Origin of the sequence: Neorhizobium sp. NPDC001467, from assembly GCF_050275975.1 — a bacterium.
Classification (GTDB): Bacteria; Pseudomonadota; Alphaproteobacteria; order Rhizobiales; family Rhizobiaceae; genus Neorhizobium.
Window position 1 is genome coordinate 68,897 of sequence record NZ_JBNNPS010000003.1, and the last position, 22,569, is coordinate 91,465.

The 22,569-nt window shown below is 61.0% G+C and carries 22 protein-coding genes; 7 read left to right on the forward strand and 15 right to left on the reverse strand.

The window, feature by feature from the left end; genetic code table 11:
* Positions 1-25: 25 nt before the first annotated feature.
* From ACQKKX_RS08760 to ACQKKX_RS08795, 8 genes are all read right to left on the reverse strand, one after another.
* Positions 26-862, reverse strand: a complete 837-nt coding sequence (locus ACQKKX_RS08760) for a PhzF family phenazine biosynthesis protein (RefSeq protein ID WP_427570227.1) — start codon at positions 860-862, stop codon at positions 26-28.
* A 148-nt stretch (positions 863-1,010) separates the two neighbouring features.
* Complete coding sequence (locus ACQKKX_RS08765; RefSeq protein WP_427570228.1) at positions 1,011-2,999, reverse strand: bifunctional 2',3'-cyclic-nucleotide 2'-phosphodiesterase/3'-nucleotidase; 1,989 nt, start codon at positions 2,997-2,999, stop codon at positions 1,011-1,013.
* 98 nt (positions 3,000-3,097) lie between these two features.
* Positions 3,098-3,430 carry a PilZ domain-containing protein gene (locus ACQKKX_RS08770; RefSeq protein WP_427570229.1) on the reverse strand — a complete coding sequence of 111 codons (333 nt, stop codon included), beginning with the start codon at positions 3,428-3,430 and terminating at the stop codon, positions 3,098-3,100.
* Between the two features lie 109 nt (positions 3,431-3,539).
* Positions 3,540-4,007: a DUF1203 domain-containing protein gene (locus ACQKKX_RS08775; protein WP_427570231.1), complete on the reverse strand. Its 468-nt coding sequence runs from the start codon at positions 4,005-4,007 to the stop codon at positions 3,540-3,542.
* Between the two features lie 67 nt (positions 4,008-4,074).
* Positions 4,075-4,572, reverse strand: a complete 498-nt coding sequence (locus ACQKKX_RS08780) for a hypothetical protein (protein ID WP_427570233.1) — start codon at positions 4,570-4,572, stop codon at positions 4,075-4,077.
* Positions 4,572-5,990 carry a 3-mercaptopyruvate sulfurtransferase gene (gene sseA, locus ACQKKX_RS08785; protein WP_427570234.1) on the reverse strand — a complete coding sequence of 473 codons (1,419 nt, stop codon included), beginning with the start codon at positions 5,988-5,990 and terminating at the stop codon, positions 4,572-4,574. Before sseA ends, ACQKKX_RS08780 begins: the two co-directional genes overlap by 1 nt.
* Positions 5,991-6,049: 59 nt before the next feature.
* Positions 6,050-6,808 (reverse strand): alanyl-tRNA editing protein, encoded by a 759-nt coding sequence (locus ACQKKX_RS08790; protein WP_427570236.1) that lies wholly within the window; start codon positions 6,806-6,808, stop codon positions 6,050-6,052.
* A 7-nt stretch (positions 6,809-6,815) separates the two neighbouring features.
* Positions 6,816-7,853: a cysteine synthase A gene (locus tag ACQKKX_RS08795; protein WP_427570238.1), complete on the reverse strand. Its 1,038-nt coding sequence runs from the start codon at positions 7,851-7,853 to the stop codon at positions 6,816-6,818.
* A 362-nt stretch (positions 7,854-8,215) separates the two neighbouring features.
* Here ACQKKX_RS08795 and ACQKKX_RS08800 point away from each other — a divergent pair, with 362 nt between their 5' ends.
* A complete protein-coding gene (locus ACQKKX_RS08800) occupies positions 8,216-8,857 on the forward strand; it encodes a ChrR family anti-sigma-E factor (RefSeq protein WP_427570240.1) in 642 nt (213 codons plus the stop codon).
* Between the two features lie 74 nt (positions 8,858-8,931).
* On the opposite strand, the gene ACQKKX_RS08805 is transcribed toward ACQKKX_RS08800, so the two are convergent.
* From ACQKKX_RS08805 to ACQKKX_RS08820, 4 genes are all read right to left on the reverse strand, one after another.
* Positions 8,932-10,449 carry a tripartite tricarboxylate transporter permease gene (locus ACQKKX_RS08805; protein ID WP_427570241.1) on the reverse strand — a complete coding sequence of 506 codons (1,518 nt, stop codon included), beginning with the start codon at positions 10,447-10,449 and terminating at the stop codon, positions 8,932-8,934.
* 112 nt (positions 10,450-10,561) lie between these two features.
* Positions 10,562-11,053 (reverse strand): tripartite tricarboxylate transporter TctB family protein, encoded by a 492-nt coding sequence (locus tag ACQKKX_RS08810; RefSeq protein ID WP_427570243.1) that lies wholly within the window; start codon positions 11,051-11,053, stop codon positions 10,562-10,564.
* Positions 11,050-11,994 carry a Bug family tripartite tricarboxylate transporter substrate binding protein gene (locus ACQKKX_RS08815; protein WP_427570244.1) on the reverse strand — a complete coding sequence of 315 codons (945 nt, stop codon included), beginning with the start codon at positions 11,992-11,994 and terminating at the stop codon, positions 11,050-11,052. Before ACQKKX_RS08815 ends, ACQKKX_RS08810 begins: the two co-directional genes overlap by 4 nt.
* Before the next feature lie 210 nt (positions 11,995-12,204).
* A complete protein-coding gene (locus ACQKKX_RS08820; RefSeq protein WP_427570611.1) occupies positions 12,205-13,278 on the reverse strand; it encodes an ABC transporter substrate-binding protein in 1,074 nt (357 codons plus the stop codon).
* Between the two features lie 175 nt (positions 13,279-13,453).
* Between ACQKKX_RS08820 and ACQKKX_RS08825 the strand changes: the two genes are divergently transcribed.
* From ACQKKX_RS08825 to ACQKKX_RS08840, 4 genes are all read left to right on the forward strand, one after another.
* On the forward strand, positions 13,454-13,963 hold the full coding sequence (locus tag ACQKKX_RS08825; RefSeq protein ID WP_427570246.1) for a DUF1993 domain-containing protein: 510 nt from the start codon (positions 13,454-13,456) through the stop codon (positions 13,961-13,963).
* Positions 13,964-14,033: 70 nt separating this feature from the next.
* On the forward strand, positions 14,034-14,711 hold the full coding sequence (locus ACQKKX_RS08830; protein ID WP_427570247.1) for a response regulator transcription factor: 678 nt from the start codon (positions 14,034-14,036) through the stop codon (positions 14,709-14,711).
* Between the two features lie 37 nt (positions 14,712-14,748).
* Positions 14,749-16,134 carry a sensor histidine kinase N-terminal domain-containing protein gene (locus tag ACQKKX_RS08835; RefSeq protein ID WP_427570248.1) on the forward strand — a complete coding sequence of 462 codons (1,386 nt, stop codon included), beginning with the start codon at positions 14,749-14,751 and terminating at the stop codon, positions 16,132-16,134.
* 143 nt (positions 16,135-16,277) lie between these two features.
* Positions 16,278-16,517 carry a hypothetical protein gene (locus ACQKKX_RS08840; protein WP_427570249.1) on the forward strand — a complete coding sequence of 80 codons (240 nt, stop codon included), beginning with the start codon at positions 16,278-16,280 and terminating at the stop codon, positions 16,515-16,517.
* 31 nt (positions 16,518-16,548) lie between these two features.
* On the opposite strand, the gene ACQKKX_RS08845 is transcribed toward ACQKKX_RS08840, so the two are convergent.
* On the reverse strand, positions 16,549-16,713 hold the full coding sequence (locus ACQKKX_RS08845) for a hypothetical protein (protein ID WP_427570250.1): 165 nt from the start codon (positions 16,711-16,713) through the stop codon (positions 16,549-16,551).
* A 349-nt stretch (positions 16,714-17,062) separates the two neighbouring features.
* Here ACQKKX_RS08845 and ACQKKX_RS08850 point away from each other — a divergent pair, with 349 nt between their 5' ends.
* Complete coding sequence (locus ACQKKX_RS08850; protein WP_427570251.1) at positions 17,063-17,932, forward strand: hypothetical protein; 870 nt, start codon at positions 17,063-17,065, stop codon at positions 17,930-17,932.
* 214 nt (positions 17,933-18,146) lie between these two features.
* On the forward strand, positions 18,147-19,412 hold the full coding sequence (locus tag ACQKKX_RS08855) for a GGDEF domain-containing response regulator (protein WP_427570252.1): 1,266 nt from the start codon (positions 18,147-18,149) through the stop codon (positions 19,410-19,412).
* A 64-nt stretch (positions 19,413-19,476) separates the two neighbouring features.
* On the opposite strand, the gene ACQKKX_RS08860 is transcribed toward ACQKKX_RS08855, so the two are convergent.
* Together ACQKKX_RS08860 and ACQKKX_RS08865 are read right to left on the reverse strand one after the other, a co-directional pair.
* Positions 19,477-20,910, reverse strand: coding sequence for a c-type cytochrome (locus tag ACQKKX_RS08860; protein WP_427570253.1), 1,434 nt, complete (start codon positions 20,908-20,910; stop codon positions 19,477-19,479).
* A 2-nt stretch (positions 20,911-20,912) separates the two neighbouring features.
* On the reverse strand, positions 20,913-22,547 hold the full coding sequence (locus tag ACQKKX_RS08865; RefSeq protein ID WP_427570254.1) for a GMC oxidoreductase: 1,635 nt from the start codon (positions 22,545-22,547) through the stop codon (positions 20,913-20,915).
* Between the last annotated feature and the right edge of the window lie 22 nt (positions 22,548-22,569).

A 22,569-nucleotide genomic window follows, 5' to 3' on the forward strand; every position in this document is an offset into this window, starting at 1 on the left:
CCCACGCTTGCCATTCGTCAGGAGACTATAGCGTCAGCGTGCCGGATATGCAGGTGGTCACGTTACCGCCCACCCAGATATCGTCGCCGACCTTGTCGACATGCACGCGACCGGCTCGGCCAAGCGCGGTGCCCTGCGCGGCGACATAATGTTCGGGGGCGACACCCGAGCCGATCAGCCACTGGGCAAGCCCGGCATTGAGGCTGCCGGTGACCGGGTCTTCATAACCGTTGCGGGTGAATGCGCGCACTTCGAACTGGGCATCGGTGCCATCAAGATCGGGATCGAACGGGGCGACCAGCCCGACGCGGGTGCCAGCGAGAATGGAATAGTCTGCCTTGGCCGCCAGAACATCGGTGCGCGATGGCAGGAGGACGCCGATCCAGTCCGGGCCGTTTTCCACCCAGTTGCTGTCCCTTATCATCGCGTCCGGCAGATTGAGGCCACGGGCGATCCGCTCGACGATGGCCGGATCGACCGGCCCGGAGCGAACGAGCGGCGCCGCCGCGAAGGCAAGTCGTTTGCCATCACGACGGATACGGACGGGGCCGGCTCCGCATTCCTGCACGACCTCGCCATCGGGCGCGCTTGCTGCCTGGCTGAGCCAGACATGGGCGCTGCCGAGCGTCGGATGGCCTGCAAAGGGCAGTTCCTGTGTCGGCGTAAAAATGCGGACGCGGTAATGCGCATCAGGTTTGGTGGGTTCGAGCAGAAAGGTGGTTTCGGACAGGTTGGTCCAGTTCGCAAAGGCCTGCATGTCGGCGTCGGAAAGGTCATCGGCACCGATGACGACGGCAAGAGGATTGCCACGCATGGCCTTGGTGGAAAAGACGTCGACCTGCTGGAAGGAAAATGTCGGCATGGGGGGCACGGAAGTTGTTTCTAATAATCGGTGCGGCCGTCATCCTCGGGCTTGTCCCGAGGATCTGCAACTGCCTGCGATTATTGACGTGATTGGATCCTCGGGACAAGCCCGAGGATGACGTCCGGGTGGATGATGCCCGAGTGGATCAAAGCACCAGACGGAACTTTGCAAATCCGCTTTGGCCGTCGCCGGCCTCTTCGATCTTGGCGCCCTTGACCGCTGCCGCATACTGGCGGCCCTTTGGACCGCTTTCGAATACGGCGGTCGTATCCGCCAGCGGCTTGAACGACCAGTTGGCATCGGCCGACGGGTTGATCGTGCCCTGATCGACGATATAGCGAACGATGACGTCGCGGTTGGTGTCGGGCGCGACGAAGATCACCTTGTCACCGGCGATTTCCGGGAATTTGCCACCACCGCCGGCGCGATAATTGTTGGTGACGACCACGAATTTCTGGGCCGGATCGATCGGCTTGCCGTCGAATTGCAGATCGACAATGCGGTTGGAATCCTGATTGATCAGCTTGCCATCCTTGTCGAAACGGACCGGCTGGCTGAGGTCGATCTGATAGGTGACACCATCGATGACGTCGTAATTGTAGGACGGGAAACCGTCATTGAGCAGGACGGCATCTTTCGAGCCGGCCTTGACCTGATTGAACATGCCGGCCGACATTTCCAGCCAGTTCTTCACCTGCGCGCCGGTGATGAGAACCGCCTGCACGGTGTTCGGATAAAGATAGAGGTCGGCGACGTTCTTGATGGCGATATCGCCGGCAGCGACATCGGTGAAATAGTCCGGCCCGCCGCGGCCCCCCGCCTTGAAGGGTGCCGCCGCCGAAAGAACCGGCAGATCCTTGTACTGGCCATCCTTCAACATCTCTTTGATGTACCAGGTCTGAGCATTGGACACGATCTGCACGGACGGATCGTCTGCCACCAGCGCGAAATACGAATAAAGCGGCGCCGACGTTTTGCCGACTGCGCGGCGGACATAAGCAAGCGTCGCATCATGGTCGGCCTTGGCGGCAGCCAGAACTTCCGGCTTGTCCTTCACATCGGCGACGATCTTGCGGTTGTCGTCGCGGTGGTAGATCGGTCGCGCCTCGGAGGTGGAGGAGATGATCTTCCAGCTGTTGCCGTCCTTTTCCAGAAGCAGGTCGATCAGGCCCATATGCGAACCCCAGAAACCGGCCATGACGGCGGGCTTGCCCATCAGCGTGCCCTTCTTGGAATCGGCGCCGGTGATGCCCTCAAAATCCTTGGGGCCGGGGAAGACCAGATGCTGGTGGCCGGTAAAGATCGCGTCGATGCCCTCGACGCCTGCGAGATAAAGCGAGGCGTTTTCCATGCGGTCGCTCTGGCCGGTGCCATCGATGCCGGAATGGGAAAGCGCGATGACGATATCCGCGCCTTCCTCCTTCATCACAGGCACCCACGCCTTAGCAGCATCGACCATATCGCGGGTCTGTGCCTTGCCCTCGAGGTTTTTCGCATCCCAGATCATGATCTGCGGCGGCACGAAACCGATAAAGCCAACCTTGATCGGGGAAGTGGCGCCCGAACCGTCGCGGATCTGCTTTTCGATGATCACGTAAGGCTTGAACATCAGTTCATCCTTTTTCGGATCGGACGCCAGCATGCCCTTGGTAAGATTCGCGCATACGAAGGGGAAGCCAGCGCCGGCCAGAACCTTGTTCAGGAAATCGAGCCCGTAGTTGAATTCGTGATTGCCCATCGTACCGACATCGTAGCCGAGCACGTTCATGGCGGAGATGACCGGGTGCTTGTCGCCTTCCTTCATGCCGCGCTCATAGGCGACGTAATCGCCGAGCGGATTGCCCTGCAGAAAGTCGCCATTGTCGATCAGCATGGAATTGCCGGCTTCGGCGCGAATGCCGTCGATCAGCGAGGCGGTGCGGGCAAGACCCAGCGTGTCGTTCGGCTTGTCGGCGTAATAGTCGTAGGGGAAGACGTGGACGTGAATGTCCGTGGTTTCCATGATGCGCAGATGGGCCTGATTGCTGGCGGCGCGGGCGGCGAATGGATGAAGGACAACCAGGGCCGAAGAAGCGGCAAAGCCGCCGATAAGGGCTCGGCGGCTGATGGGATGAAGACCGGACAATTGCGACATGAAAATCTCCCTTGGTGCTTAACGAGGCAACCTAAGCGCAATTGCATAGGGTTGCATCAGCTAAATGACAGGGGGTGGATAAGTTCGAATGTCGCCGTTCAGCGCGTCAGGACCGGACGAATTTCCTGATGGAAGAAACGGAAATAGGACTGCACCTGCGCGGAAGCATTTGAATTCGGGCGGAAATGGATGCCAAGGCGGCCGCGATGCGACCACTTCACGGTACCTTCAAGAATGCCGAGTTCATCAGTCTCGATCTTGACTGCGCTGCCGGCGGCGGCATGGAACGGGCTGCCGAGATCGAGCGCCAGACCGGTGTCTGACAGATCGACGATACGGCCTTTGGCGGCCTGATTGTAATATTTCACAGTCCCGTAAATGCGGGTTTTGCGGCGCTGGGCGCTGCGGGTCTTCATACCAATGACAGCCATGCTGTATCTCTCCATCTTGTAACGAGAGGTATAGAGATAAGCTGTTGAATTACATTTCATCGCATCTGTAAAATTATAGCAATTCGAATGTAATCCGAGAAAAGACCAATTAATTCCGGTCTATACGGCATTGGTAGCAGTTGTTGCGGGCGGAACGCACATGCAGATAGGCGATATCTTCTCGCGCCAGAAGCATTTTCGCGCGGTCAGCGATGTCGGTGGTGGGTGTGACAGCACCACTGCCATAAACGATACGATCATCCGCATCATAACCGCGAACGATATAGTCCGGGCTTTGCAACATCGGCGGCAATACTTCCGTCGCTCCATATCGTTCGCAGCTTTTGGCATGCAGGAAGATCGGCCCGGTCTCGGCATAGGGCTGCAGCGATGGGAAGGGGCGGTAGGCGAGGACCAGAAACGCGTCGCCGGCGTCGATGTTGTTCAGGCAATGTCGGCAGGGATGGCCGGGGCCGTCAGAAATGGCGGTTTCCGGCAGGTTGCCATAGGCGTCCTTGCCACCGTTGCGCAAATGGTCGGCATGGTCGGTCGGCAGGGCTGTGAAGGTGACGGTCATGTCTGTCTCCCGTTCGGTTGAGCGAGAGATTAAGCGGATGAAAGCCTGCCGCCACCCGTTTCTTGCCTCAGCGTCCAGAAGAATCATGCGTGATGGGGCTGAATACGCGATCATCTTCGGCGATGCTGCCGGTTGACCAATCCGTGATGGCCAACGGCCTCAGTCGCGAGGCTTCTATCACGATCCTGTCGCCGGGTTTTGCCTCGAGCCCCTGATCGTTGTGACCGCGCCGCAAGGTTCCGGTATGTCTCTGACCGTCCGCCGGGGAAATATAGGAAAAGGACAGGAATAGGCCGCTTTTGAAAGAGTGACGACGCCCGGTGAACTTGGTCTTGAACAATCGTTTCTGCCCCTCGCAATCGCTTGTCCAGGCCGTTTGCTCGTTGAATATGAACAGACGATGTCTTGATCGGATCGAACACAGTGTCTCGACTTTCGAGACCGTGACCGTCTGGGGCACGTAAAGCGCTGCCCGCAGGCCCCACCACGAGCCATAGGCCAGAACCGCGAGGACGGGCAAAAGCCCCAAGGCCCAGAGAGTAGCCTTGGGGGAAATCTGCTTCATCAGCGATCGAGCGCCATCAGCAGTTCGGCATCCGACATCGGCGGCACCCATGCTTCGCTGGTGCCGACCGGCGAAAATCCCATCATCTGGTAAAGTTGCAGCGCGCGTGGATGGTCGAGCGTGTTGGTGGTGACGGTGACCTTTTTTGGATTGCCCTGCCAGGCGGCATACAGCGCCTGCAGCAGGAACCACTTGCCGATGCCCATGCCGAGTGCGTGCTCGAACAGGCCGAAATAAGAAAGTTCGGCGAGATCGTCATTGATCTTGTTGAGCTCGAAGAAACCTGCCGGCGCGCCGTTGACGTAAAGCACGGTGACGCTGACTTTGGGGCTGTTGAGGATGTCCGACAGTTCCGCATCGCTCATGCGCAGCCGCTCGTACCAGTGCCAGCGTTTTCCCACCTGACGGTAGAGATAACGGTAATAGCTGAGCGGAATGTCCTGCACGCTCATCAGCGCCGTCTGGATATTGGCAGGGACCGGCAGACTGTTCTTTGGCGCGGACGTCATTTCAAGCCGGGTGATACGGGTCTTGAGGGGCTGCCTGTCCTCGCGCTCGACCGGCGTCGCCGGACCTGTAACGACAGCGGTATCGCTGCGTGCTCCCCATTCCGACCACGAGCCGTCATAGAGCGAATTATCGCTATGGCCGAGCGATTCCAGCGCCAGCGTCACGACCGCGGCGGTCACGCCGGAGCCGCAGCTGGTCACGACCGGTTGCGAGAGATCGATGCCGGCCTCGTCGATCATGCGCTTCAGCGTCGCAAGATCGTGGAAACGGCCATTCGCCGACAGGCTGGTGGCAGGCAGGTTGCGGGCGCCAGGCATGTGGCCCGACCGCATGCCGGCGCGCGGTTCGGCTTCGTCGCCGGTAAAGCGACCCGCGCCGCGGGCATCGACCACCTGGCGCACGCCGGTCTCGACGACGGCACGCATTTCGGCAAAGCCGGTGACGCGGTTTGCACGAAACCGCGGTGTAAACGTCGTTGGCTCCGGTTCCGGCAAATCCGTTTCGAGCGGGCGGCCCTCCACCTTCCAGCCGTCAATTCCGCCATCGAGAACATAGACGTTTTCGGCACCCATGGTGCGCAGCATCCACCAGACGCGTGGCGCCGAGAAGAAACCGGGTCCGTCACAGACGACGATCGTATCGTTCTCGGCAATGCCGAGCTTGCCGATCTCCTCGGCAAAATAGTCCGGCGAGGGCAGGCTGTGGGGCAGGCCGGTCGTGTGGTCGGCGATCACGTCCTGATCAAAGAAAACCGCGCCCGGAATATGGCCTTCGGCATATTCGGCAGCGCCGTTGCGGCCATGCGCCGGCAGGTACCAGGCGGCATCGATGACGCGAAAACCGTTTGTGCCGAGCTGCTGTTCAACCCAGTCGGCGGATACGACGAAACGGCTCTTTGCTCCGCTCATGGCACTCTCCCTTGCATGGCCTTGCGCCACAATACTGTATGGACGTTATCAGAAAGCCGTCAGCCGGTTGCTGGAATGGTCTCCTCGGGCGTGCCGAAGCGAATGCGAAAACGGCGGTTTTCCTTGCCCTTCTTCTCGATCTTGGAAATGTAGACGGCGCCGACTTCCTGCGTTTCAGACACATGCGTACCGCCGCAAGGCTGGCTGTCGACGCCGGAATTTTCGCCGATGCAGACGAGACTGACACGACCGAGCCCGACCGGCGGGCGCACGTTCTTGGATTTGACCAGATCCGGGTTGGCGGCGAGTTCCGCGTCGGTGATCCATTGCAGGTAGACCGGATGGTTCTCGTTCACGAGAGCCATCATCCGTTCGGTAGCTGTCGCCTTGTCGAGCGGATCGGCGATGTCGCTCATGTCGAAATCGATGCGCGATTCGTCTTCCCCGACCGCCGCGCCTGTGACCGGGTAGGGACAGACAACCGACAGCAGGTGGCAGGCGGTGTGCATGCGCATCAGCTTGTAACGGCGCGGCCAGTCGATATGCAGCGTCAGCGTCTCGCCGACCAGCGGTTGCTGCTGGTCAGCGGCGGGCACATGCAAGATGATTTCCTTGCTGGCGCCGTTGCGGGTGGTGGCGATCTCGATGCGACTGCCATCGGCACGCTCGAAAAAGCCGATATCGCCCGGCTGGCCGCCGGACGTGGCGTAAAAGCAAGTCTGGTCAAGTTCGATCGCGCCATCCTCGTGCAGCACGGTGACCGTGCCCTCGGCAGTGGAGAGATAGAAATCGTCACGGAAAAGCAGTTTCGTGGTCATGCGTATCTCAAACGGCTTCGAAGGGTGCGGCGATCTTGCTGGTCCTGGCCATCCATTGCGGCACGGGTAGGCCCTTGGATTTGAGGAAATCCGGGTTGAACAGCTTCGACTGATAGCGATTGCCGTAATCGCAAAGAATGGTGACGATCGTGTGCCCGGGGCCGAGATCGCGGGCGAGGTGGACAGCGCCGGCAATGTTGATGGCCGAGGAACCGCCGAGGCACAGGCCCTCGTTCTCGACCATGTCGAAGACGTAGGGAAGCGCTTCCGCATCGCTGATCTTGTAGCTGAAATCCGGCGTAAAGCCTTCCAGATTGGCGGTGATGCGGCCCTGGCCGATGCCTTCGGTGATCGAACTGCCTTCGGATTTCAGCTCGCCGTGAGCGTAGTAATCATGAAGCGCGGCGCCATCCGGGTCGGCCAAGCCGATCTTGATCGACGCGTTGTGGGCGCGAAGCCCTTCGGCGGTGCCGGCCAGCGTGCCGCCGGAGCCGACAGAGCAGATGAAACCGTCGATCTTGCCACCGGTCTGCTGCCAGATTTCCTGGGCGGTTGTTTCCACATGCGCCTGGCGGTTGGCGACGTTGTCGAACTGGTTGGCCCAAATAGCGCCGTTCGGCTCGGTCTTTGCCAGCTGTTCGGCAAGGCGACCAGAAACCTTGACGTAATTATTGGGGTTCTTGTAGGGAACGGCCGGAACTTCCACCAGTTCGGCGCCCATCAGTCTGAGGGCGTCCTTCTTTTCCTGGCTCTGCGTTTCGGGAATGACGATGACGGTGCGATACCCAAGTGCCTTGGCGACCAGCGTCAGACCGATGCCGGTATTGCCGGCCGTGCCTTCAACGATGACACCGCCCGGACGCAGCAAACCGCGTTTCTCCGCATCGCGAATGATATAGAGGGCCGCACGATCCTTGACCGACTGCCCGGGGTTGAGAAATTCGGCCTTGCCGAGGATGTCGCAACCGGTCGCCTCGGATACGCCTTTCAGGCGAACGAGGGGCGTATTGCCGATAACACTGAGGACCGAGGAATGCGGGGTCATGGAAAAGCCTTTTCTGTCACCTAAAGAGCGCACCGTCGTCCCGCGCCCTTGGACGGGAGTACACGACCTAGTCACTGTCTTGTCTAGGGACAATGGCCGAGAAACAAGAAAATCTGTTCCCCCGCTGCTGATCGCGGGACCGGCCGAGACCACGCCCCCTATTTTTCGGGAGTGGCGATCCTGGCGCGGTTCACACACATAACCAAGAGACATGACGAGGACCAACGTGGGCGGGATAATGTGCGCTACCGGACCACGGACAGCTGGCGGTTGCCAAACCGCCTGGATGATTGTCTTTTAATGACGGCGATCGTGCGTGGTCGTAACGACGTGGCGTTGGTCCGGGAGGGATAGGCGAAAGGATGAGTACAGGCATGGTCGATGGCCTGATTGCGGATTATGTGGCCGGTGCTCTGCCAGAGCCGGCGCGGGTGCTCATGGCGTCCCATATCGAGATGCGATCTTCGTCGGCCTCGATGGCTCACGCTTTCGAGGTGCTTGCCGGAAAGACGCTGGAACGGACAGAGACGCGGTTGCTGACAAATGGCGAGGGCCTGCTCGATGTGATCCTGCGTTCCACGCCGCCGGTACTAAAAGTCGTTCAGTCCGAGAACCGTCCAAGCGTCCTCCCGTCAGCCCTCCGGGATTATATCGGTCGCGACCTTGCCGATATTCCCTGGAAGGGGAAGCTGCCTGGTCTCAAACAGCATGTGATCGAGCATAACAAGGACGGCACGGAGGCCTCCCTTCTCTTGGCCCGGCCCGGAAGGGCGCTTCCGAACCACACCCATGAGGGTCTGGAACTGACCCTGGTCCTGGATGGCGATTTTCATGATCATCGCGGGACGTTCATCCGCGGTGATGTATCGGTAGCGGACGAAAGCCTCGATCACCGCCCGGTGGCCGGGATGTCCGGGCCCTGCCTCTGTCTGTCCGTGCTGTTTGCGCCGATCGTGCTGTCCGGTTCGAAGATGAGCCTGCTGGGAGACATTCTGGGAATCTGATCGTCACCGGCGGTCGAAACGAAAACACCCCGCCGGGAGACCGGGCGGGGTGTTGTTGTCCTGAGGGGTCTACATCAGTCTTCGGCGCCGGCGACCTGCGACAGCACCTCGCCACGGCCGCGGGCGCGCATGACGAGTGGCACGATCAGGGCGACGACGGCCAGCACCAGCAGGGTGGCTGCAATCGGCGAGCTCACAAGCACGGTCGGATCGCCCTGGCTGATCGACAGCGCGCGACGCAATTGTTGCTCCGCCATCGGGCCGAGGATCAGGCCAACGACGACAGGCGCGATCGGGTAACCCATGACGCGCATGACGTAACCGAGGAGGCCGAAGGCGAGCAGCATGCCGAGTTCGAAGACCGACGGATTGGCGCCGATCGTGCCGAGCGTCGCGAACATCAGGATACCGGCGTAGAGCCATGGCTTCGGGATGGTCAGCAGGCGCACCCAAAGGCCGATCAGCGGCAGGTTCAGCACCAGCAGCATGAAGTTGGCAATCAGCAGCGAGGCGATCAGGCCCCAGACGAGCTGCGGATTGGTGGCGAACAGGAGCGGGCCCGGCTGCAGGCCGAACTGCTGGAAACCGGCAAGCATAATCGCGGCGGTCGCCGTGGTCGGCAGGCCGAGCGTCAGGAGCGGCACGAGCGTTCCGGCAGCGGATGCGTTATTCGCCGCTTCCGGCCCGGCGACGCCTTCGATTGCGCCCTTGCCGAACTCTTCCGGATGTTTGGAAAACTGCCTTTCCGCCGAATAGGACAGGAAGCTTGAGACGTCCGCACCACCGGCCGGCATGGCGCCGATCGGAAAGCCGATCGCCGTGCCGCGCAGCCAGGGCTTCCACGAACGCGCCCAATCCTGCTTGTTCATCCAGAGAGAACCCTTGACCGCCTCGACCTTTTCAGGCGCGCGGCTGCCCTGTGCTGCAACGTAAAGCGTCTCGCCGACGGCGAACATGGCAACGGCGAGCGTCGTCACTTCGATACCGTCGAGCAGATCGGGAACGCCAAAGCTCATGCGGGTCTGGCCGGTCAGCTGGTCGATGCCGATGATGGCAAGCGCCAGGCCAATAAACAGCGAGGTGAGGCCTCGCAGGGTCGAATCACCGAAAGCGGCCGATACCGTGACGAAAGCCAGCACCATCAGCGCGAAATACTCGCGGGGGCCGAAGGCGAGCGCGAACTTGACGACGAACGGGGCGATGAAGGCGAGTGCGACGGTAGCGATGAGGCCAGCGACGAACGAACCGATCGCGGCCGTTGCCAGCGCGGGGCCGCCGCGGCCGGCACGGGCCATCTTGTTGCCCTCGAGCGCGGTGACGATCGACGCGCTTTCGCCGGGCGTGTTCAACAGGATCGACGTGGTCGAGCCGCCATACATGCCGCCGTAATAGATGCCGGCGAACATGATCAGCGAACCGGCTGGATCGAGCTGGTAGGTGACGGGGAGAAGGAGCGCGACCGTCAGCGCCGGTCCGATGCCGGGCAGAACGCCGACCAGCGTGCCGAGCGTGACGCCGATCAGCGCGTAGAACAGGTTGACCGGCTGCGCGGCGATCGACAGGCCCTGGAGGAGGAAATCGAAGGTATTCATCGGGGCTTACTTCCTAGAGCATGCCAGACAAACCGGCTGCGCGGTTCAGGACATTGGCATGCGAGAAAACGAAGGCCTAAGGCGAGACTGGTGATGCGGCACGCATCACGCCTTAGAAGAACAGTCGCTCCAACGGACCGGCCGGAAGCGACAGCTGCAGAAGCTGCGCAAAGGCGATCCAGACGACGAAGGCAAGCGCAATGCCTGCAGGGATGGAGAACCAGAGCTTGCGCTTGCCGAAACCGGCGGCGGTCATGGCGAACAGAATGCCTGTCGCGATGGAGAAGCCGGCGGTGGTCAGCAGCAGCATCTGGGCGGCGAGGCCACCAACGATCCAGATGACGGGCGACAATTCCTGATGCTCGCGCTCGGGGAAATCGCCACGGAAAGCGGCAACGACTGTCCAGATCGCCAGTCCGATCAGACAGAAGGTGATGACTTCAGGAACGGTGGCCGGGCCGATGCCGGAATAACCGCCGCCGCTTTCCAACCGGTTGACATCGAAGAAGATGACGGCGGCGATGACGGCGAGAACGACCGCCACGGCAAGCGCCGCCCAATCGGGGCGGCGCGCGTGTTCATGGTTATGGTTACCAGTGGTCATTTAACCAGTCCGATGTCCTTGAGAATGGTTTCGGTTGCGGCAATGTCCTTGGCCAGCTGTTCCTCGAACGGCTTGCCGGCGAGGAACGTGTCCTGCCACTTCTTGGTCTTCAGCGTTTCCTGCCAGGTGGCGGACTTGACCAGCTTTTCGACGTCGGCGGTGATGGCGGCCTTCTGCTCTTCGGAAATGCCGGGAGCTGCGGCAACCATGCGCCAGTTTTCCAGAACGACGTCGAGGCCGGATTCCTTCAGGGTCGGGGCGTCGGCGCCTTCGATACGCTCGGCGCTGGAGACCGCGAGGAGACGCAGCGTGCCGGCCTTAACCTGCGGCTCGAACTCGCCGTAGGACGAAATGCCGGCGGTAACCTGGTTGCCGAGAATGGCCGCAAGCGCTTCGCCACCGCCCGAATAGGCGATGTAGTTGATCTTGGTCGGATCAACGCCGGCTGCCTTGGCGATCAGGCCTGCGCCGATATGATCGGTACCACCGGCCGAACCGCCAGCCCAGGAAACCGAACCCGGATCCTTCTTGAGCATCTCGATCAACTGGCCGATGTTCTGGATTTCCGACGAGGCCGGAACGACGACGGCTTCGTATTCGCCGGTCAGGCGCGCGATCGGGGTGATGGCGTCGAGCGTCACCGGAGCCTTGTTGGTAAGGATGGCGCCGACCATGACGTAACCGCCGACGAGCAGCGAGTTCGGGTTGCCCTTCTGCTGGCTGGCGAACTGGGCAAGGCCGATCGTGCCGCCGGCGCCGGGGACGTTGACGACCTGAACCTTGCCGGAAATCTTTTCCTTCTGCAGGTCGGCCTGCAGGGAGCGGGCCGTCTGGTCCCAGCCGCCGCCCGGTGCGGCCGGAGCAACGATCGTATAATCGGCAGCGTATGCCGGCAGGGCCATAGCACCGGCCAGGATCGAGGCGATGAAGAAATGTTTCAAGTGTGTTCCTCCGTTGGCGCCTGAGGGCGCGGTGTCTTTTCTGGAGACGGGAGGAAGCGGTGCCGGGTTCTCCCAGCTTGCAAGTCTCTCTCCCATATCCGCCGGTTTCCGCCTCCACGCGTCCACCGATCGGGTGTCAAGCCAACATATGAAGCTGACATCTGACTGACACTTCGCCCATGGGAAACATTTGGCAAGGGGAAATCGTGTTTATTGCCGCCTGAGGACATCGTTCCAGCGGGAGATCAGCCGCGTGCGCTTGACCTGGTCAAGGTAGACCATCAGGCCAAGGCTGACGGGAACCGGTTTCAATTGACCGCCAAGAATCTTCTGTAGCGCCGTGCCGGTATTGGCGCCGGCGACATCCGGGCTGACGGCCGGAATCTGCACATCGACCGCAAGGATTGTCTGGCCTTCCGTCGACATGAAGAATTCCAAATATTTCCGGCCAAGATCCGGCGATGCGGCCGCCTGCGGCACGAGACCGATGCGCGACATTACTACCGTGTAATCCTTCGGCAGGAGAATGCCGATATTGGGGTGCCGTATCGCCCAGTTGGAGGCGTAGGAGCCCACTATGTTGTACCCCAGTACGAAACGCCCGTCGGCCACGCGTTCCAGAATGGCCTCGCTGGTGGAATAGAGCTTGACGCCGGCCGCACCCATGGCCCTGACGACGGACCAGATGTCCCCGAACTGCTCCTGGTCGCGCGACATGAACAGAAGGCCGACGCCGGACCGCTCGATGTCATAGGTGCCGATACGGCCATACACGGCATCGCCCTGGCTCTGCAGATACCTTACCAGTTCCGCGCGGGTGGAGGGCGGTGGCGTCTTGTCAAAACTGGGCTTGTGATAGACGAAGACGGCCGGTTCGAAGGTGAGTGCATAGACCGTGTCGCGCCAACTGGCCCATTCAGGCCAGCGTGCCTTCATCGGCGTGTGGCTGACCTGCGCATAACCATCGTTTGCAAGCTTCACCTGCAGGTCCATCGCAGATGAAAAGGCGAAGTCGGCAGTCTTCTGCCCGGCGTCGGTTTCTCGAACAATACGGTCGTAGATTTCCCCCGTCAGCATTTCCTCGTAGCGGATGGCGATGTCCGGATTGGCTTTTTGAAAGCCTGCGATCATAGGGGTCGCCAAGGGGCGATCGAGCGAGGAATAGACCTTGAGCTCACGCGCATTCCCGTCGCCGGAAAGCGCTGGAAACAGCGTCTCCTCCGCCGCAAAGCCGGCAGTTGGGCAGAGGAGGGTGAGGAACAGGGGAAGCAGGAGAACCTTCATCACAGAAGCATGCCCCACGGTCCGGGAAACGACAAGCGTGGCCAGGCGGCTGCGGCAAGACGGGTTGAGGAAAAACAGATCTTGCACTGCTTGTGCGGGAAAGTTCGGGTGCCTACCTTTGCTCAGCTTAACGCGCCCAGGCTTTCCGCCAATGGCCCATTTCAGGACCTGTCCCATGTCGCTTTCTCTCTACGATATCACTTTGCCTGCCTTCATTCGGGCTTTCGAGAACCTCTCCGCCATTTTGAAGAAAGGCGAGGCGTTCGCCGACGAAAAGGGATTGGATCACAGGACGCTGCTGGAGGCTCGCCTGATCGAGGACATGGGGCCGCTGACCGCACAGATCCAGCGGGCCAGCGATACGGCCAAATTCGTCGCCGTGCGCGTGGGCGGCATCGAAAACGTGCCGATGGCTGATGACGAGGTGACCTTCGCCGACCTGCATGCCCGTATTGCCAAGACGGTCGATCTTCTCAAGGCGGTTGAACCCTCGGCGATGGATGGCAAGGACGAGACCGAAGTCGTGCTGAAGACCAGCAGCGGTTCAACCACCTTTACGGCACGCAATTACGTGCTCGGCTTCGCAGTTCCGAACTTCTATTTCCATGTGACGACGGCCTACGCCATCCTGCGCCACAAAGGCGTTCCGCTCGGCAAGATGGATTATCTCGGCCCGCGTTCCTGAAGCCGCGAACACCGGTGACAATTCGTCGCATCGTCGCTATTCTCCGCCCTGCGGAGAGGGAGGAGCGCCGGTGCGTATCTTGCTGGTGGAAGACAATGGCGCGTTGGCAGAAGGGCTGGCGGCGATCCTGCGGGGCAGCGGCTATGTAGTGGACGTCGTTCATGATGGCGCATCCGCCGAGGCGGTTGCCGCCGCTCAAACCTTCGATCTCGTCATCCTTGATCTGAACCTGCCGGAAATGGATGGTCTTGACGTTCTGCGCGCCATGCGGTCGCGTCAGAACCGTGCCGCCGTCATCATCCTGACGGCCCGCAGCGCGCCGGAGGAGCGCGTGAAGGGACTGGATCTCGGTGCCGACGACTATCTTACCAAACCCTTCGATGTGTCCGAACTGGAAGCGCGGATCCGCGTGCTGCTGCGGCGCCAGGCGGGCCTGCGTTCGTCGCAGATCGGATATGGCGGCGTCACCTTCGATCTGACCTCCCGCAGCTTTTCAAGCGAAGGTCGTCCGCTCGATATTCCTGCCCGGGAACTGGGTCTGCTCGAACTTTTATTCCTGCGGGCCGGCAAGGTCGTGTCCAAGGAAGCGATCATCGGCTCGATGACCGGTTTCGACGAAGATCTTTCGGCCAATGCGATCGAACAATATGTCAGCCGCCTGCGCCGTCGTCTGCAGCCGCATGGCCTGACGGTGAAAAGTGCGCGGGGCATAGGCTATTACCTCGAAGGCGCGGCGGCAGGCCGGTGAGTGTCGCAACCTGTCTTGGCCCGACCGGCTTCATCGCATGAGAATGGCGCTGTTTTCCATCCGTCGGCGTCTGCTGGCATGGCTTCTGGCGTCTACGGGGTTTCTGGGAGCGCTTGCTCTGTCCGATACATGGCGGGAAGCCCGAGAAACGGCCAATGACGTCTCCGACAGAGTCCTTGCCGGGTCGGCGCTGGCCATTGCCGAGCGCGTGGTCGTTTCCGAAAATGGCGGGCTCGAGGTCGACATTCCCTATGTGGCGCTGGAAATGCTGACATCGGCGGCGCAGGATCGCGTATTCTACCGCGTCGACGGGCCACCTGGAACCTTCATTACCGGCTATGAGAAGCTGCCGTTCCTAGCTCGCTATGAAGGCCAGCCAACAGCGTTTTTCGATTCGACGTTTCGCGGCGAGCCGATCCGCGTGGCGACGCTGGCGCGATCCGCTTCGACCGGGATCAACTCCATGCCCTTCATGGTGACCGTCGCGGAAACCACGATCGCCCGCAGACAATTGACCAATTCGATCCTGCTGCATTCTGCCCTACGGCTGTTTTTCCTGATCGTCGGGGCGGCCGTGATCGTCTGGATCGCGGTCACCGTATCGCTGCGGCCGCTCAATCGCCTCGGCGGCGCCATCGCCCACCGTAACCCCGAGGACTTGGCGCCGATCGCCGACCGCGTCCCCACGGAAGTGCAGGACCTTGTGGATACGGTCAATTCCTTCATGGTGCGGCTCCAATCGGCGCTCGACGCGCTGCGTCATTTCACCGGCAATGCCAGCCATCAGCTGCGGACGCCGCTGGCGGTCATCCGCACCCAGCTGGCGCTGGCGACACGCGCTGCAAATCTTGACGAAGCCCGCCGGGCCGCGTTGAGAGCCGATGAGGCGGTTGCGAATGCCGAGCGAACACTGGCCCAGCTTCTGCTGATGGCGCGGATCGATGCGACCGCCCGGGCGCGCCGCGACGATTTTCAGCCCGTCGATCTGACCGCACTGGCCCAGGCGACGACGGCCGATCATGTCGTCGCGGCCGCCGACGCGGATATCGACCTCGGCTTCGAAGGCGACGCGCCACTCAAGGCGAGGGCCGATCCGCTGCTGCTGACCGAGATGATGAAGAACCTGATCTCCAATGCCATTCTATATGCGGGGAAGGGCGCGGTGGTGACGGTGCGCACGGCTGAGGTCGGCGGCAAGGTCGTGCTCGAAGTGGAGGACAATGGTCCCGGCATTCCCATGGAAAACCGCAGCCGAGCGCTCAGGCGTTTCGAACGTGGCGTCCCGCAGGATCGGCCCGGCAGTGGTCTCGGCCTGCCGATCGTGGAAGAGATCGCCGTGCTCCACGGCGGCAGCGTCGAGCTGGCCGAGCCGCCGGGCGGCGAGGGGCTGGCAGTCAGGGTATACCTTCCGACCTACCGCTAAGGCTTTGCTTGTATTGCGTGATTTCTAATGCAAGCGGCGGTTACAGGTTAATCCGAGCTTGACTAACGATTTTGATAGGGGCGGACGTTTTCCCCTCCTGACGCGTTTTGGCCGCGATGTGATGATGATCATGGCGAATGGATATGAGCAGACAGAAGCGCGATTGGAGCAAGGTTGCAGCCGAAATCGTGAGCTATAGGCAAATGTACAATTTCGCGCGGGAAATCGCCGACAGCGTGCCCGCTGAGACGGGCGCGCGCCATGCGGCCAATCTGCTGGCAGAATCGTTGGAAGAAATCATAGACAAGCCGATTGCGGCGGCAAAGCAGCTGGCGCGGGCGCGCCGGCGGTTCGAGAGATTGAAGGCGGTGCTGGCGGCGTGAGCTGGACATGGCTCCAACCCACGCGAGGACCTCAATGGAAAGTTTCGGTGCGAATATCCTGTTCCATGATGCGGAAGGCCTCATCGAGCGCCGCAACCAGAATGTCAGTCAGCTGATCCGGATCGCTTTCCTGCAGGAAAAGCGCGATTGCCGAATCGCTGGGTTCGTGGCGGGCGTGATCGGTCTCATTCGACATGTCATTGTCCTCGTTGGGGCCGGACTCATTCCGGTGAGGAGTTTCTAAATTACATGGCTTGCGCAAAACTGGTTCGCCCATGCCGGCAAGACTCGCGTCGGCGACAGGTGACTGGTTTTGATACACATGGCAGTAGACCCCGGCATATAGAGGGGAAATTAGCTTTTCCAGAGGCCGCCACCTCGTGTGCACCCATTTTGTCGGGCGAAGGCGACGAAGGGCCTTTGTTTACAAGTCTGTGGACGGGACAAAAAAACTGCATCGAAACGCGGCGTCGCGTTCGCGCGCGCCAACCATTCGGAAAGATTTGTTAACGATACTCCGCTCCACGGACACGAAGGAGACGGTGATGGCAAAGGCATCGACGAGCAGGGGGCGCAAGACCCGGCGCGGTTCAGCCGCAAAAGCAAAGGGCGGCATGGCGGTCTGGTACGCCACGGCCGCTTTGGTCATGGGGGGGATTGTCGCCTACGATCACCGCGACGACCTTGCGCGCTACCTCCCGCCCGAGAAACGGCCGGCAAAAACCGCCGCTCAGCCCGCGGCGGCAAAGCCGATGCAGCGTCCCCCTGCTGCGAACGGCCCGACGACAGGCCGCGACACGGCGAGTGCGCCGGCCAGGGCGATCCCCGTGCCACCGGCCTCCATACCGTCGCCGACACTGACTGACTCGTCGCGCCGCGGCCCGTCCATGCCGGAGCCGTTGGCGCAGGGACATGCCGTGCCGGCGCGCGCAGGGACGCAAACCCTGCCGCAACAGGCGGCCAAGCCGATGCTTGCGTCACTGCCACCGCCGACCATTGCCCCCACGCCTGGCGCAAAAAGTCTTGCCGCTGATGGAGGGGCAAAAATGGTGGGAGCAGGCTTCAAGGGTCGGTTCTATTATTGTGGTCGTTCCGGCCTCAACGACTGCATCGCCGAGTCCGGCGTGTTCTGGCATGACCGCACCGCCGTACGGCTGGCCGATGTCGATGTGCCGAGCGCCGAATCGGCCAGATGCGAAGCGGAACGCCAGCGCGGTTTCCGGGCCAAGGTTCGGCTGCGGGAACTGCTCGATGCCGGCCCGTTCGACCTCGTTCTGTCCGACAATGGAGACCGAGAACAGGCAGGTGCTAAGCTGCGTGTTGCAATGCGCAACGGTAAATCGATTGGTGATCAGCTTGTGCGCGAAGGTTTAGCGCAACCGAAAGGCGGTACTGTTTCAAATTGGTGCTCATAATAACGTGAGCTTTTGCTCCAAAATCTTCTTTACGCCCGCAATCTTACTTTCGATATAATCGGTTGGTAACAGGTTGCCCCTACAAATGTCCGCAATTGGGGCGACTGTTATTGCGGTGGGGTTGATGGCAGCCAGAAAAGACACACGTCGTGGGAACACGGTGGCGACGAGTGACAAGCATAACCGAATACTGCTTATCGAGGATTCTCCAGCCATGACGATGTTGCTTCGGCAACGGATGGAGGAGGAAACCGGGGCACAGGTAATTTGTTGCAACAGCCATGCCGCAGCCCGCATCTGCCTCGAGAACGAGGAGTTCACGCTGGCGCTGACGGGTCTCAACCTGCCCGATTCGCCGCGCGGCGAAATTGTCGCTTTGCTGGGCGATTTCGGGGTGCCGACCATCGTCTTTACCGCGATGTTCGATCCGGAAGCCCGTGAACGCTATGCGCAAAAGAAGATCATCGATTACATCGTCAAAGATGGTCCCCGGACGGTGGAAACCGTGCTGCAGACCGTTGCCCGCATTCTCTCCAACAGCGCATTCACCATTCTCGTCGTCGACGACGCGCGATCCGCTCGCTCCGGTCTGGTCGAGATCCTGACGCGTCAGAATTTTCGCGTTCTGGAGGCGCATTCCGGCAAGCAGGCGCTCGAAATCCTCGAAGCCGAGGAAAAGATCGATCTGGTCGTGACCGACTATCACATGCCGGACATGGACGGGTACGAGCTGACGCGACGGATCCGCGAGACGCGCTCTTCCGAGGAAATGCGCATTGTCGGTGTTTCCTCCTCCACCGATCGCTGGCTGTCTGCAAGCTTTCTCAAAGCGGGAGCTTGCGATTTCATGTACAGACCCTTCGTGCCGGAAGAACTGCAGTGTCGGATCGACAACAATATCGAGACGCTGCGACAGATCCAACGGCTGCGCTATCTTGCCGATCGGGACTATCTCACCGGTCTTGCCAACCGTCGCTGCTTCTTCGAAAAGACCCGACAGATGGAGGAGGCGCGCTCGCTGGACAATTTCAGCAGCGTCGCCATTCTGGACATCGACCATTTCAAGCGCATCAATGACACATACGGCCACGAAGCCGGCGACCGCGTGCTTAAAATGGTCGCCGATACCCTGAGCGAGGCCTGTGCGCCGGCCAAGCATTTTGCCGCCCGTCTGGGCGGCGAGGAGTTCGCGCTCTACCTGCGCAACACGGATGCATTTCAGGCGCATTCGTTCTGCGAGCAGGTGCGCCAGCAGATCGAGGAACTGGTGATGGAGGTGAACGAACGCGAGATCGCGGTGACCATCTCGATCGGCGTGGTGGAAACCGAGACCGGCGAAAGCTTTGACAACAATCTCAACGCTGCCGACCAGTTGCTTTATCTCGCCAAGAGCAATGGCAGAAACCGCGTCTATTCGACCCTGACGCTTCCCGAGGCAATGGCGGCTGCCAATGCGTCGGCCGTGGCCGAACTTTTCTGACACCATAGCAAAAAAAAGCCTCCCAACGAATGGAAGGCTTTCTCCTGGACGTTTCGCCGCCGCCTTATGCGGCGGTTTGTGTTTGCACGCGCCTACGGCGGACGATCCACACGGCCGCGCCCAGCGCGACCATCGCCAACGCCGCCCCCACGCCCATGCCGATACGTGCGAACAGTACCAGTCGCGAGCCGGGGCCGCCGTTACGGATCACCTGCACGTCTGCGGGCGTCACCGTCAGCTTGGCATTGCCGTAATCCTTCAGCAGGTAGTTCGAGAGCGAGGCGACTTCGACGTCGGTCAGCGGATTGACGCTGTTTGGCTGGCCTCCGAAGGGCGGCATGAACACGTGGCCGTCCTCGGTGTGCCGGTCGACGCCATAGAGGATGGCGGCAATGACATTATTCGCATTGTCGCCGGCCGTTGCCGCATTGTGGAACAGGCTGGGGTAATAGCCGTCCGTCGTGCCCTGGCCGTCATAGCCGTGGCAGGAGGCGCAGTTGGCCGTGTAGAGCGCAGCCCCAGCGTGGTCGCCCTTGATGCCCTGCACGTAGTCCTTTCCGCGGAAACCGGTCAGCGCGTTGCCAGGCTGGCCCTGATCGAAACGCGACTGGCCGGATGTCGATGACGCACTGGCCGTGGGAACGCTGCGAATATAGGTGGCAATCGCGTTGAGGTCCGGATCGGTCAGATGCTGGAACGAATAGCTGATCGCTTCCGCCATGCTGCCGGCGGCTTGGGCGCGATGATCGAGGCGACCGGTTTTCAGATAGGTCACCAAATCCTGCTGTGTCCACGAACCGATGCCATTCAGCTTGTCGTTGGTGATATTGGGCGCGAACCATGGGCCGATCTGGGCGCCGGTGAGGTCGCGATCCTTCTGCTCCTGCATGAGCATGCCGCGCGGCGTATGGCACGTGCTGCAATGCGCCGCCCCTTCGGCAAGGTACTTGCCGCGGTTCCATTCGGCCGACTGGCTGGGGTCGTCCTTATGTGTCTCGTTGGGGCGGAACAGCATGTTCCAGCCCATCATCGAGGCACGAATATTCATCGGGAATGGCAGGTCCGTTTCCGGCGCCTTTTCGTCCACCGGCGCAACGCCCTGCATAAAATAGGCATAGAGCGCATGGATGTCTTCATCCGTCATGTTGGAATAGGACACGTAGGGCATGGCCGGATAGAGATTGGCGCCATCGCCGCGAACGCCCTTGCGCACCGCATCGGCGAACTGCGCCTCGGTATAGTTGCCGATACCGAATTCTTTTGATGGCGTGATGTTGGTCGACATGATGATGCCGACCGGCGACGTCATCGGCAAACCACCCGCCATCGGCTTGCCGCCATCATGATTGGTGTGGCAGGCGACACAGTCGGACGCGGTGGCCAGATAGCGGCCCTTCTCAATCAGATCCTTGGAAAATTCCTGAGCCGACGCGGTGACAGGTGCGAGCGCGGCAAAGGCCAGCGGAGCCGCGAGGACGAAGGTTTTTAACGTCGTCATGATCATGCACCCCGCATCTGGTCGACAATGGCGTCTGCGGCCTTGAGCGCGAGCGCCGTCATGGTGATGGTGCTGTTGCCGCAGGCGCCGGCGGCCATGGCACCACCGCCTGGAATGAACAGATTTTCGTGGTCATGGGCGCGGCAATCGACGTCGACGACCGAGTTGGAGGCATCCTTGCCCATGATCGTGCCGCCCATGATGTGCTTGCTGTTGTTGAATTTCGGACTGATCTTCACGTCGACCGCGCCCATCGCCTCGGCGATCTGCTTGCCGATCGGCTGCGAATAGACCTCCCAGGATTTGCGGACGTAATCGCCGACATCATAGTGGATCGACGGTTTCGGCAGGCCAAGCCAGTCCTTCTTGTCCGAAAGAGTGAGGCGGTTGTTCGGGTCTGCGAGGATTTCATGCGCGGCAACGATATCGGCCGTGCAGGCCGTCATGCGACGGATTTCCTCGTCGAGCGCCTTGCCGACCAGGCCCTTCTTCAGGGCCGCGAAGGTGACGAAGCGGTTGCGAGCGAAATTGTTGTAGCGGAAATAGGCGCCGGCATGTTGCGAGCGGAACGACCCTTGCGAGGTTTCCATAATCCCGGAATTGACGACCGGGCCGATACCGGACCAGTATGGCTCCTTGGTGGTGACCGTAAACGAGCGGGCCGGATGGTCCATCATGTTGCGGCCGACCTGATCGGATGAGTTGGCAACGCCGTTCGGGTTGCGGTCGTCCTTCGACATTAGCAGCAGTTTCGGGTTTTCCAGGCCGTTGCAGGCAAGCACGAAAAGCTTGCCGGTAACACGGTGGCTTTCCCTGTGCTGATCGTAATAGCTGACCGCCTCAATCTTGTTCTGGGCGTTCGTTTCGACATTGTAGACGACCGAATCGACCAGCAGCCTGGCGCCCTTCGTCTCCAACCGGCGCAGCGCGGTTTCCGCATCGTACTTGGCGGCGACGGGGCAGACGGGCACGCAATTGTTGTTGGCACAGCAGGCCGGGCGGCCGTCATAGGGCATGCCGCTGTTGCGCGCCTGCGAAACGGGGATGTTGTTGTAACCAAGCGTCTTGACGACTTCCGTAAATTTGACTTCGCCCGGCGAGAACGGCAGAGCCGGCATCGGGTACTCCGCCGAACGGACGCCTGTCTGTGGCCATTGCAGTGCCCGATCGGACGGGCCGCAGATGCCCAGCTTATGCTCGGTGCGGACGTAGTAGGGCTCCAGCGTATCGTAATCGAAGGCCCAGTCGCGACCGACGCCGTAGAGCGAGTTGAGGCGCATGTCTTCCGGCGTCAGGCGCCAGGAGGTGCCGGCCCAGTGCCAGGTCGAGCCGCCGGCATAGCGGATGAAGGTCTGGTCATAGGCATCCGGGCCGGTGAATTGCAGATAGGCGTCGTCGCCCTTTTCCGCGCCGGTCGGGTGGGGCGCCCAGGGGCGGGGCGGGTAGGCAACGGATGTATCACCCTTCACGCCGAGGGGCGCGTTGCGCCAGTTTTCGACGACTTCGGCGCGCGACACGCGCGGGCCGGCCTCGATCATCAGCACGGAATGGCCTGCATCGAGCAGCTGTTCGGCGATCACGACGCCGACGACGCCCGTTCCGACGATCACGACGTCGGCACTATTCTTGGTAACCATGGGAGAACTCGTTGTAGGAATG